9 protein-coding genes are annotated in these 12,505 nt (G+C 48.3%); 4 read left to right on the top strand and 5 right to left on the bottom strand.

Annotated elements, in window-relative coordinates:
- The 5 genes from QHH00_06220 to QHH00_06240 form a co-directional block, all read right to left on the bottom strand.
- A partial coding sequence (locus QHH00_06220) for a hydrogenase iron-sulfur subunit (GenBank protein ID MDH7508977.1) occupies positions 1-2,455 on the bottom strand: 2,455 nt, incomplete at its 3' end.
- 215 nt (positions 2,456-2,670) lie between these two features.
- On the bottom strand, positions 2,671-3,807 hold the full coding sequence (locus QHH00_06225; GenBank protein ID MDH7508978.1) for a (Fe-S)-binding protein: 1,137 nt from the start codon (positions 3,805-3,807) through the stop codon (positions 2,671-2,673).
- The gene (locus QHH00_06230) at positions 3,794-4,216 is read right to left on the bottom strand and encodes a hydrogenase iron-sulfur subunit (protein ID MDH7508979.1); all 423 of its coding nucleotides are present in this window, start codon (positions 4,214-4,216) and stop codon (positions 3,794-3,796) included. Before QHH00_06230 ends, QHH00_06225 begins: the two co-directional genes overlap by 14 nt.
- Positions 4,213-7,194, bottom strand: a complete 2,982-nt coding sequence (locus tag QHH00_06235) for an FAD-dependent oxidoreductase (protein ID MDH7508980.1) — start codon at positions 7,192-7,194, stop codon at positions 4,213-4,215. The genes QHH00_06230 and QHH00_06235 overlap by 4 nt, the downstream gene beginning before the upstream one ends.
- A gap of 86 nt (positions 7,195-7,280) precedes the next feature.
- Positions 7,281-8,495, bottom strand: a complete 1,215-nt coding sequence (locus QHH00_06240) for a hypothetical protein (protein MDH7508981.1) — start codon at positions 8,493-8,495, stop codon at positions 7,281-7,283.
- 113 nt (positions 8,496-8,608) lie between these two features.
- Here QHH00_06240 and QHH00_06245 point away from each other — a divergent pair, with 113 nt between their 5' ends.
- The 4 genes from QHH00_06245 (at position 8,609) to QHH00_06260 (ending at position 12,468) form a co-directional block, all read left to right on the top strand.
- Positions 8,609-9,310 (top strand): anaerobic ribonucleoside-triphosphate reductase activating protein, encoded by a 702-nt coding sequence (locus tag QHH00_06245; GenBank protein ID MDH7508982.1) that lies wholly within the window; start codon positions 8,609-8,611, stop codon positions 9,308-9,310.
- A 112-nt stretch (positions 9,311-9,422) separates the two neighbouring features.
- The gene (gene gvpD / locus QHH00_06250; GenBank protein ID MDH7508983.1) at positions 9,423-10,136 is read left to right on the top strand and encodes a gas vesicle protein GvpD; all 714 of its coding nucleotides are present in this window, start codon (positions 9,423-9,425) and stop codon (positions 10,134-10,136) included.
- A gap of 14 nt (positions 10,137-10,150) precedes the next feature.
- On the top strand, positions 10,151-11,671 hold the full coding sequence (gene gvpD, locus QHH00_06255; protein MDH7508984.1) for a gas vesicle protein GvpD: 1,521 nt from the start codon (positions 10,151-10,153) through the stop codon (positions 11,669-11,671).
- 80 nt (positions 11,672-11,751) lie between these two features.
- Positions 11,752-12,468 carry an RAD55 family ATPase gene (locus tag QHH00_06260; protein ID MDH7508985.1) on the top strand — a complete coding sequence of 239 codons (717 nt, stop codon included), beginning with the start codon at positions 11,752-11,754 and terminating at the stop codon, positions 12,466-12,468.
- The last annotated feature ends 37 nt before the right edge of the window (positions 12,469-12,505 follow it).

Below are 12,505 nucleotides of genomic sequence, written 5' to 3' on the forward strand. Positions count from 1 at the left end.
TGAAAAATTGAAGTCGATGGCCACCAACGCCCATAAGATCGAGCACTCTCTTTGCCACTTCTACTCTCTTAGCCGCGTCTCTATTTCCATCGATGAAATGGCATTGACCATCGAGGCACGCAGCGATCATGACCCCTTTCGCGCCATATTCAAAAGGAAGCAACATTTGTGCGAGCGATACCCTTCCGCTACACGGCACCTTAACAATTTTTATCGCTGTTGAATAATAATATTTTGCCGCACCAGCAAGGTCTGCCGCATTATACCCACACTGTTCGCATGCGTAGGCGATAATCGAATCGGTATCATATTCAATGATGCCAGCAGCTGCCGATTCCAGTTGAAGATCGTTGTTGAATCTGAGGTCAATCGCGTTTGAAGGGCAGTCCGCTGCACATTTGCCGCATGCCTTGCACGCAATTTCGATCACTTCGTATTTGCCTTCATCATTTCTGATGGCATCATATGAACATATTTCGGCGCACTTTCCACACCGGATGCAACGCGCCTGGTCGATTACTGCGGTGACCAAATCAACGATAAGTCCGTCTTCCTTCAGGAAATTTGAAGTGCGAGATGCAGCGGTTCCAGCATCAGTAATGCATTCCTGTATCGGCTTCGGGGCTTCGGCCGTTCCGCAAACGAAGATACCGGACAATGCAGTGTCAACGGGTGCGATTTTCACGTGGACTGGCGCGATAAAACCATCCTTCCCTGTGACCAGCGAAGCGATCCTCGCAATTCGCTGCGTACCTTCAGACGGCTCCATTGCAACTGAAAGCACAACGAGATCACTAACGATTTCACGTGGCCGACCGAGGAAGGTATCTTCACACTTGACGACTAGCTGATGGCCGATTGGAACGATCTCGCCAACATTTCCACGTATAAACTCAACACCGATCTCCCTCGCTCTGTCGAAGTATTCCTCATATCCTCTGCCAGAAGCTCGCAGATCGATGTAGCAAACTTTCACATCGATTTCAGGATGATCTCTCTTAATGAGACTCGCATTCTTCACCGCATACATGCAACAGATTTTCGAGCAGTACTCTCTTCGTTTCGTATCCCTCGATCCTGCGCATTGTACGAACGTCACACTCTTCGGCGCTGTTCCATCGCTGGGCTTCACCAACTTGCCCTGTGTTGGTCCGGCTGGACTCAACATCCGCTCAAGTTGCAATCCTGTAATGACGTTTGGATGCTCGGTTTGATACTCGCTCCCACTCAGATCATACTCCCTATATCCCGTTGCAACAATGACAGCCCCTACCGTGATTTCAAAAACCTGTTCCACATCCCCATCACGGATTGCACCGGGCCCGCATACCTCGATGCAACCCCTGCAGTCCATCAGTCCCTTTAATCTCAAACAATGATCTGGATCACGCAGATATTTCAAAGGGACGGATTGCGGATTTGGTATGTAGATTGCTTTTCTTAGACCAAGACCAAGGTCGAATTCATTTGGAACAACGACGGGGCAGACATTGATGACTGATATCGCGTCGAACCGACACACTCTGACACAATCCCAGCATCCGTTGCATTTCAAGGTATCGTATTTCGGTTTCTCCTTTGGTGCAGGTTGGGTGAGTGCGGCCGTCCCACATTTTTTCACACAAGCTCCACAACCAGTGCATCTTTCGGGGTCGATGCGGAGCCGGTCGACCAAATACGGTTCCGCGGGTAGGGGCCACCTGACCTCAAGGTCACCTTTCGAACAGTTGCCACAACCCGTGCACTTGTCGTAATCGACAAACCTCGCTCTCCTTTTCAATCGAATGTGGTACTCACCAGGCCGACCGCGCACCTCCTCGACGTCCGTCATCGTCCACAATCTGATCTTTCGGTGCATCATCACCCTGTTCAAGATTGGTGAAATCGTGCACATCGCGCAGTCGTCTGTCGGGAAAGTGCGGTTGAGTCTAACCATATTCCCGCCGATGATTGGCTGCATTTCAATAAGTTCAACGTCGATGCCCTTGTCCGCGAGTTCAAGCGCCGCATGAATCCCCGCAATGCCAGCCCCTATCACAGCAACGCTCCTTTTGAGAGGGACCCTGATTGAGTAAATTGGCTCATGAAATTTCACCCTCTCGACCGCACCGTGGATGAGTGCTTTCGCCTTCTCGGTCGCAAGGGATTGGTCGCTCGTCGTCCAAGCACATTGTTCCCTGATATTGACCATTTCCCACAGATAGGGGTTGATAACTTGACCTAGGCATTCTTTGAAAATCTCACCGTGATGCTTCGGCGAACAAGCGGCAATGACAACCTTGTCGAGATGATTCTCCTTTACTGCATTGATAATCATCTCTTGGCCAGCCTTCGAGCAAAGAAAAAGGTGATCCAGCACATATGTGCTCTCCGATGAGAAATGTTCTTTCAGCGACTCTATGTTGACGACACCAGCGATATTCGTTCCGCAATGGCAGATGAAGAGGCCGATCATTACTTTCCCTTCTGTTCTTGTCTTTGATTCTTCTCCTGAGAAAACAACACTCCATTGACCAGAATCACAAGGATCTGAGTTCCATGCATGAGAGGCGTTTTCCGCATTGCCCGAGAGGATGATGAGCTACTCGACAGCATGATATCAAAGTCGATACAGAACACCGATCTAATTCAACTTTTCCCGCCTTCGGGATTAAAACTACGCTTTTTATTTCACTCGGTTGAAAATATCCGGGAGGCCGCAAGGACATGGATATCGACGATGTCAAATCGACGGGATTCGCCGCAGCTATTCTTTTCATATTGAGCACAAGAGAGGTGCGCTAGACATTTTGGGCATGCTGTAACGAGTGCTCCAGCTCCCGTTGCCCTGGCCTCTTCAATTCGCTCAAGCTGCCAACGCTTTGTCCACGAGTCACAGTTCACCCAAGATGCGACACCACAACATACGCTTGTATGCCTGGACCTGGGCATTTCAAAGAATCTGCCGATCGCCCGTAAGACCCTCCTCGGTTCCTCGATAATATTTGAATGCTTGGCTAGCCTACATGGATCGTGAAACGTTGTCGACAGACTGCTATCTTCTGTCAGAGAAAGAACTCCACTATCAACTGCGTCTCCCATCATCGCCGTCAGATTCCTGACCTCGAAATCGAGGGAGCCGAAAAACCTTGGGTAAACGAACTTGAGCGTTGAGTAACACTCTGGGCAGAACGTGATGACTTCTTCGGCCCCTGATGATTCAATCGCTTTCAAATTCAAACCAGCGAGCTGAATAAATAAGTCGTCATTGCCAAGCCAGTACTGATCGTGCCCACAACACCTTTCCGATTCTAGGACACGCGGCTCAATTCCGACCGCATTGAGCAGCTTCACCGCTGCTCTAGGGATTTGAAGGAAATCGATATTGAGGTTTTTGAAAATGATATTAAGATAGGGCGTGCAGCCAACGAACAATAGCGCTCTCGAGTCCTCGCTAACTTTTATATCAGGAGATAACCAGTTCAAAGTCCTAGGTCGGAGATACGGCTTTGAAGAGAGCAGTGAAATGAAATTGAATATATCGCCGTGGGTGATCATTGGTGATGCACGCTCGACGGATAGTTTTCTGACCGTTCTCATGAACTCATGGAATTTAACGTTAGAGTTGCAAAGAGCACTACAGGTCCCACATGTGACGCAGTCCCACATCTCTCTTCCCAGCAGCTTCTTATCGCCAACCAAGAGATTTTCGACGATCGATCGTGGCGAAAAATCGTTCTCGCGGTGGGACACTGGACAAGCCCAGGAACACTTCCCGCAGTCAATACATTGTCTTATCCCATATTCTTCAATCCTATCTTTGTCCATCTTGAGGTTCACCTCTTAAAGGACCGAGCGACCGTATCACTTCTGTGAAATCCTTTGCAGTTTCGGCAAAGAGGGCGCCTTCAGATGCAGATATCCATTTTAACAGAAGCCTTCTCTTGTCGATGCCAAGGATCTCCATGATCTCCAAGGTCATTTCAATTCTGCTTTTTGCAGATTCATTGCCCGAGATGTAATGACAATCGCCTGGATGACATCCGAGAACCATCACACCATCGGCGCCCTGCTCAAAACAATTGAGAATCATTGAAGGTTCAATCCGACCTGTGCACATCACGCGGAGAATTCTGATACTCGGAGGATATTGAAATCTTGACAGCCCTGCTGTGTCTGCACCCGCATAGGCACACCAGTTACAACAAAATGCGATGATTTTCGGAAGCCAAGTCATTCTGACCCCTCAAGCAACGCCGTGATCATCTCTTTCATTTGATCGTGCGTGAACCCCTTTACCTCAATCGCATTCGCGGGGCAGGAAGCTGCACATGTGCCACAGCCTTTGCAAATCGTCCCGTTGATTCTTGATTTTCTGACAGTCCCTTCAGTTATCAGGCGAGCTGCCCCGAATTTGCAGATCGCCTCACACTCACCGCATCCCCTACATCTGCTCTCGTCCACAACACAGATCATCGGGGACGTCAGAATTCTTTTATGTGAGAGGATAGTAGCAGCCTTTGCCGCGGCCGCAGAGCCCGCAGTTATCGCTTCGTCGAGATTCTTCGGGTACTGGGCACAACCAGCAACGAAGAGTCCTTCAGTCGAAAATTCGACTGGGGCGAGTTTTGGATGTTTTTCCAAAAAAAATCCCTCTTCGTCCGTCGAAACCCTCAAGATTTTACTTAGATCTGCGATTGAATCACCAGGGATAAGGATATCAACTTCAACAACAAGATCTGTTTCCAATGAAATCAGCCCGTCATGGACGGAGTTAAAAAGGAGACGGTTATTCTGAAAGTCAATGATCGTGTCGTATTCAAAAAAACGCACGCCTTTGAGACACGCCTCGTAATATAATTCTTCCGCGCCCCGCTCATAGTACATTAGGTCTGTATATAAAATGTTGACTTCTTTCCCCCGCCTACGCAGTTCGATTGCCTGGTGCAGAGTCTTATAACAACAAAATCTTGAGCAACCGCGTGTCTCATTCCTTGCACCGATACATTGGATGAATGTGATACGATCTGGGAGTGATTCACTTTGTCTGATTTTCTCATCGAGTTCCACACTTGTAATCGAACCCTTGATGATCTTCTGGTCATTACACTTGAGCGATGCACCAGGCGCCAGGATAATTACCCCGGCGTGAATCTCGATGCCATTAGAAAGGACGATGCTGAAATCGCCAACCCCACCGTTAACTGCCTTCACGGTGCAGTTTGTCCATATCTTGAACTTCTCCTTATTGACCGGAGAAATAAGCGCTCGAAGCACTTCGCCCTGATCTGGACCGACATCATGATGCTCGATCGAAAGCAGCGAACCACCGAGTTTGTCGGATTTTTCCACGAGAACTACCTCGAACCCCTGTCGAAGGAGATCCGATGCAGCCTTCAGGCCAGCGGGTCCTCCCCCAACGACTAGCGCTCGATTCGTCACATCGGTTTGCCCGGGCTCCAGCGGCTCGAGCAACAACGCCTTAGCGATTGCAGCCCTGATCAATGTGATCGCCTTTTTCGTCGCTTTTTCTTTTTCCTTCATATGGACCCATGCGCAGTGTTCTCTGATGTTGACCATTTCAAAAAGATACGGATTAAGTCCGCTCTTCTCGATCGAGGCGCGGAACAGGGATTCATGTGTTCGTGGCGTACACGACGCGATAACAATCCTGTTGAGCCTTTCCTGATTGATCGCTTCTGACAGCATCTTCAAGGCACTGTCAGAACACATAAAAAGGTGCTCATTGACATATGAAACCCCAGGAGTGTTTTTCAAAGCCTCAACGACTTTGTCGATATCAACAACTGACGCGATATTCGTGCCACATCTACAGACGAAAACACCAACTCTCCTTTCCTCCGATCTCGAGGGCTCGATTTTTCTTTCTTCCGTGACTGTTTTTATCTCGGTTCCGCTCTCCAACTTCCATGATTCCCGTGAAACCATAAGAGCATAGGATGCAGCTGCAGACGCTGTGGCGACACTGTCTGAGATGTCCTTTGGACCCGTGCAACACCCTGCCGCGTAGACACCATCCCTCGTCGTTTTTACAGAAAAAGGTTTCTCAACAGCGATAAAGCCATCCGCGGCAATTTTGATGCCGAGGGCTTTTGCAAGGTCCGAAAGTCCCTTTGGCGGGGATGCCGCAACGGCAAGGACGACCATATCGGCCTCAATTGATTCAACCGTCCCAGTTCTTACATTCTCGACTCTGACTTGAAGTCCTTCCCCATTCTCCAGAATTTCCGCGACTTTTCCCTTAACAAATTTGATGCCCTCCCGCCTTGCCCTTGCCAGATAACGGTCAAATCCTTTGCCATAAGTTCGAAGTCCCATATGGCAAATCCAGATGCTTTGGATTGACGGGTCGTGCTCAAGCGCAACCAGTCCCTGTTTAATGGATGCCATACAGCAAAATCTTGAGCAATAAGGGCGAAATCTCAAATCCCTTGAGCCAACACACTGGGCGAAAACGATGCGCTTCGGCACCGAGTTTATCGACGGAACGACCAATTTTCCGCCCGTGGGGCCGGATGCACTCAGCAGGCGTTCGAACTCGAGAGAAGTAAGTATGCGAGGGTGCTGCGAACACTGTAGGTGGGGGAGTTCCTGCGGTGTTAAGAGTTCGAAACCAGCAGCGACAATGACCGACGAGACCTCCAGCACTTCAGTCGTAGACCGCTCATCAAAATCAACCGCATTCGCAGGACAAATCTTACTGCAGACACCGCACCTCTTCTTGTTCAAATAAAGGCAGTGCGACGAATCAATAAGGTACTTGAGGGGGGTGGCCTGTGGATAGGGAAGATAGATCGCCTTCCTTTCGCTCATACCTTCGTCGAATTCATTTAGTACTTTTACTGGACATTTCTCTGCACAGGCCCCGCATGCCACGCATCGATCCTCACGCACATATCGAGGCGTCCTACGGACCGTCAATTTGAAGTTCGGCGCCTCACCGTCTAGGGCGATGACCTCCGCCATCGTCATGATCGTGATCAGTGGGTGCCTACTCGCCTCAACTAACTTCGGAGATAGGATGCAAGCGGAGCAATCGTTCGTCGGGAAGGTCTTGTCGAGTTTGGCCATGTGGCCGCCCAGGGCTGGCCCCCTTTCAATCAACAGTACCCGTACTCCAGCATTCGCAACGTCGAGTGCGGCCTGGACGCCGGAAATGCCCCCTCCAATGACCGCGACTGGCTTAATCGACAAATCAGCACCTCGCGACCTCTCGTGTTAGGTGCCGATTAATGAAAAATCTTTTGATCGGATCTAAAAAAATGATCGATTAATAAAATCTAATGAATCTGATATGTCCGTTTAGCTTCCTTCGCGATGTGGTGCCTTAAGGAGGTGAAGTAGCAATTGAAGAAGTGCGCAGAACAAGATGCAAGGATTGTCAAAAGCTGCTCAGCGCGCATTGACCCTTGAATTCCTCCTTTTAGGGCTCTCATCTGGCGCATCAAAGAGATGCATTCTTCGAATCCTTCAATTAACTCATCCTGGCAATCAATTCGCAGACCAATTTCTGTAGCCTTCCTCAATCGCTTCCATATAGCATCAAAAAAATACCCAAAACGCTCGCTGTCCCAAACCTTCCTCCCAATCCGCCATTCCATCCCATCCATTCCAAAACACATTAACCTGGCCGATGAAACGCAGGACCGTAACTCTCTTGAAACTGGCTGCATCTCGGCTGGTTTAAAATCCTCCGGTGAGTAATGTCGTTGATCGCGGAGTTCCGCTTCGTAATTGATCACACTTCCAATCAGGGAGTTCCCCACCATATTGCCGGGGTATTCAAGATGCGGCCCAAATAGGTAAAGAGTGCCCCTACCATGGGACTTTCTCAATGCTGCAATCTTATCAATAACGGTTTTGCTGGCCATTTCCTCAGAAACCAAAAAGATCGTCTTTTCAGTAAAAGATCGATAGCGTGCCATAATCTCAGCATCTGAAACATCACACCAACATGGTCCACCATAAAGATGTGTCGTGAACTCAGTAGCAAGAAACTCGACTACCAGCGGCCCTCGAACCGGTTGAAAGACGTAGGAGGAGCCATACTTCGTCACGAACCTTTCGTCACCATAAAATTGGCCATCGAGGTTATTAGTTATATTGCTTAACTTTCCCTTAACGAGGTTGAATTGGTTCAATGGGCTCAGTGAAGAATGCAGAGGAAGATATGCGCCAGCGCAGATACCAATGTATTGTCCTCCACGAACGATCCATTCTTGCAGATCGTGGAGACGTGATGGTCCGATTGCATCCGCAAGGCCGAATGTGTCTCCACCAGATATAAAGAGGACATCTGCCAGCATGTCTGAACAGATGTCCTTCTCCCGGATGAATCTCAAATTGTAATAACCCAATTTTTCGAGTGAGTCGACCAGCCAGATCCATGAATGTGACGCCCCACGACCAGTGTAAATCGCGATTCGTGACAATTCTCCATCTACCAGTCTACGCAAATTTCCCTGAACGCACTCCTCGACCGATAGAAGTTTCATCGATTTCAAAATGAAAATGTCAACACAAAAATAAAGGTCTTCGTTGATTTTCGCTCTTCTCTGACCTGTCATGACAAGAGTAATTTATCTGTGATGTTCATTTCGGAGAGGCAATGAAAATTGTAGGGTTTTCCAAAACATCATTGATCGACTGGGACGGATGCGTCGCCTCGACTGTCTATCTTCCAGGGTGTAATTTTCGCTGTCCCGCCTGTCACAACAGGGACCTTGTCATCGACCCCGACAGCCTCGAAGAGATTCCGACCCAGGAGATAGAATCATACCTCAGGGCAAATGGGGATTTTATCGACGGTGTCGTCATCACTGGCGGTGAGCCAACGATCCACAGGGACTTGAGAGAAGTGATCACATGGCTCCGCAGCCTGGGAATGAGGATCAAACTCGACACCAACGGGAGCCGCCCTGAGGTGATCGAGGAGTTGCTGGAAGACGAACTCCTTGATTTCATTGCAATGGATATCAAAGCCCCGCTCAACGACAAATACGAGGACGTCTGTGGGACAACAGTACCGCTCGAAAAGATAAAGAGATCGATCTCCTTGATTATGGAATCTGGGATCGACTACGAGTTCAGGACGACCGTTGTGCCAATTTTCCTTAATGAGAACGATATTGAATCGATCGCGGCGTTCATCGGCGGAGCGAAAAAATACGCACTCCAGCAATTCCGACCGAAGAATACGATTGATGAACGGTTGACGGCCCTTAATCCATATCCTGCAGAGAAGATTAGAAAAATGGCCGAGGTCGCGAAATCATACGTAAAAAGGGTAGTCATCCGGGGGGAGGTCTAAGTTTAATATCAAAAGTGATACTTGTTTCCAATATCTTTTAGTATCATTCATTATATGAAAGATATTAGATCAGCATGAACGGCGTTCGGAGAGTCGGCTCGGAGGGGTTTGATTGAGTTCAAATGAAAAGATAAAGACCTTTGTTGACGGTTTTGACAAAATACTGGAAGGGGGAATACCCACTGGTCACATTGTTCTCATTGCTGGCACTCCTGGAACTATGAAGTCCTCACTCACGTATTACATTCTTTACCATCATGCACTCGAGAACGGGAAAACTGGTGTTTACGTGACCTTGGAGCAATCACGAGAAAGCCTCCTTCGACAAATGGAAAAAATGGGAATGCCGACAGAACCCGTCAAGGACAAGTTGCACGTTCTCGACCTCAGTTTAATAAGAAAGAAATTGAGGCAGATCTCTGGTGCTGGCTCATGGCTCCAAGTTTTCAAAGCCTACCTCCAGAATTTGAATGAAAATCTGAGATATGAACTGCTGGCAATCGATTCGCTCGATGTACTTGAAACGATGTCAGAAATATCAAACAGGAGGACAGAGCTTTTCTATTTGTTCCAATGGATGAAGGAACTCAAATCTACCGTTTTCCTGATTTCTGAGGCTTCGCCTGAAAAGATCCTCGAGGGTACTTATGACGAAGGATATCTCTCTGATGGGGTTATCACCCTGAAAATGCAAGTTGTTAGGGATGTTGAGACTCAAAGGCGCATCAGATGTGTCAAGATGAGAGAGACAAACCACGACCCTTCATACTATACCTTGTTGTTCAGCGGTAATAAGTTCCAGGTAACAAAAGTCATAAGCGAATGAGGCCTGGTGAATCGATGAAAAAGCGCTATGAATGCCCGAGATGCGGCGCTGGCATTAGGCCTGATGATATCCAATGTGATCGATGCGGCGAGATTTTGAAGCCAATCGAGCCGCAGGCCGATACGATGCCCGTTTCGGTTACTGTCGAGAAAGTCATCAGCGAGGAGGAAATACCTATCGTATTCGGACAGTCGGAGTACTTGTCACTCTCAAGACAGAAGCAACTACTGGCCCAAAAGGAAAAAGAGATCGCAAAAAGAGAAAAAGAGTTAATGGAAAGAGAAAATCGACTGATGGAGGCGATCGAATCCCTCGAGAGGGATAATCGTGCACTTGAAGAGGCGATGAAGCGGTGCACGGAATTTGAGGCGGAACTCCGCGCCCGTGAGAAGATACTTAGGGACAGGGAAAAGGAACTGGACGCACTTGCAGAGAAACTTGAAAGGAGCATGAGGGAACTCGAAATCTCGACGGATTCAGGCAGGAAGATGAGAGTCAGTACAGAGGAATTTGAGAAGCTCCTCGCGTTGAGGGAAGATTATCAAAAAGCGATAGAAGAAGGACTATCAAGAATGAGAAAACAGGTGGAGGAGGAGCTGCGAGAGAGATTTGAGAAGCTTTCGCAACTTGAACAGCAGCTCAGAGCGGCAGAAGCTTCCTTTGAGAGAAAGATCACATCGGCGACAGAAATTGCTGAGAGAGGAGTTGCCGAAGAGCCAGAAGAGTCCGTTGCTAGCATTGTAGATATCAGTAAGATCGTCGACGAGCTCAAAAAGGAAATCGACGTCCAGATCGGGGCGGGATTCGCAGAGAAGCCTAAGGATGTGAAAATCCGTACACACATCGAAAGGCTCGATGTGGCTCTCGATGGTGGAATACCGAAGGGAAGCGTTGTGCTTGTCAACGGCATCGCGGGCACGATGAAATCGACACTCACCTATGCGATCCTCCACAACTGCGCTGTCCTGGATAATATTAACAGCATGTATTTTTCGCTTGAACAGAGCCGAGAATCACTTATCCGGCAGATGGAACGACTGGGAATGCCGAGAGAGAAATCTAGGGACAGGTTGATGGTTGTAGATATGATCGATTTACGCAAACGGATGGCAAAGGAAAAGGGGGACTGGCGTAGTATCCTCATGAGATACGTGAGCAACGTCAAGAAAGAATGGGACTTCCAGCTGTTCGTGCTCGATTCACTAGACTCTTTCAAGTCGCTAGCTGATTACGAACTCACGAGACAGGATCTGAAGGATATTTTCGACTGGTTCAAATCACTAGACATAACTGTCTTCTTGATTTCTGAAAAACCCATCGCTTCAATGCTTGAAAACTCCGAGAGCGAAGTTTATCTGGCTGATGGAGTGATCGAACTCCACATGAAGGAACTGGATCATGGACGAATGCAGCGATGGCTGAGGGTGATGAAGATGAGGGGTTCGAACATCGATCCGCGCTACTTTTCGTTCTCGCATGACGGGACTCGGTTCAGCATCTCAGTGCCGATCGTGAACAGAGATGGTCCCTCCTGAGAATCCACAATACGAAGAGGACAGCGACGAAAGATTAAATATTCCAGATGCCCTAATTGGTATCCACGGGATGGAAAAGCATGGTGCACATTGAAAGAGTCAGGACTTTCATCCATAATTTTGATGAGAATCTCCAAGGGGGTATTCCAAAAGGGCAAGTCGTCTTGATCACGGGAACGCCTGGGACGATGAAGTCCTCCCTTGCATATAGTATCCTCTACCATAACGCGCTCCAAAACGGGATCAAGAGCGTCTACATGACACTCGAGCAATCGAAAGACAACCTGATGCAACAGATGACGAGTATGGGCATGGATGATGAAAGAGCAAAGGAGTTTATTCATATTCTGGACCTCGGGCTTATCAGAAAAAGTCTAACCCAGTTGAGCGCAAAAGGGACATGGTTGCAGGTCTTTAAAATGTATGCGGACAGTCTCAAACGTAGCATCGGTTATGAGCTACTGGTGGTGGACTCCCTCGATGTATTGGAAATGGCTGCCCAGATAGGCGAAAACAGGCGTACCGAGCTCTTCTATCTCTTCGAATGGCTGAGGAATCTCGGCGTCACCTCATTCCTTATATCTGAGACGTCTCCAGAAAAAATGCTTGAAAACAAATATGACGAAGGGTACTTAGCAGATGGTGTTATCAGCTTGAAACTGCAGGAAATTGGCGAGACGGACATTCAGCGGAGGATTAGGGCGGTCAAGATCAGAAGTACGAACCACAAGACCGGGTACTTCTCCTTGCTCTTCAGCGATGGTGTGTTCAGAGCGACTCAGGTTATAACTGAATGATGGCCGACACGTAGAAGACCGTCAAACATTAATAGAG

Source organism: Methanomassiliicoccales archaeon (genome assembly GCA_029907465.1).
In the GTDB taxonomy this organism is placed as follows: domain Archaea; phylum Thermoplasmatota; class Thermoplasmata; order Methanomassiliicoccales; family JACIVX01; genus JACIVX01.

Bases quoted from the DNA above. Each gene is read 5' to 3' on its own strand.
- QHH00_06260 (MDH7508985.1), top strand. From the start codon at position 11,752: ATGGTGCACATTGAAAGAGTCAGGACTTTCATCCATAATTTTGATGAG.
- QHH00_06230 (MDH7508979.1), bottom strand. From the start codon at position 4,216: ATGACTTGGCTTCCGAAAATCATCGCATTTTGTTGTAACTGGTGTGCC.
- QHH00_06240 (MDH7508981.1), bottom strand. From the start codon at position 8,495: ATGAAACTTCTATCGGTCGAGGAGTGCGTTCAGGGAAATTTGCGTAGA.
- QHH00_06245 (MDH7508982.1), top strand. From the start codon at position 8,609: ATGAAAATTGTAGGGTTTTCCAAAACATCATTGATCGACTGGGACGGA.
- gvpD (MDH7508984.1), top strand. From the start codon at position 10,151: ATGAAAAAGCGCTATGAATGCCCGAGATGCGGCGCTGGCATTAGGCCT.
- QHH00_06225 (MDH7508978.1), bottom strand. From the start codon at position 3,807: ATGGACAAAGATAGGATTGAAGAATATGGGATAAGACAATGTATTGAC.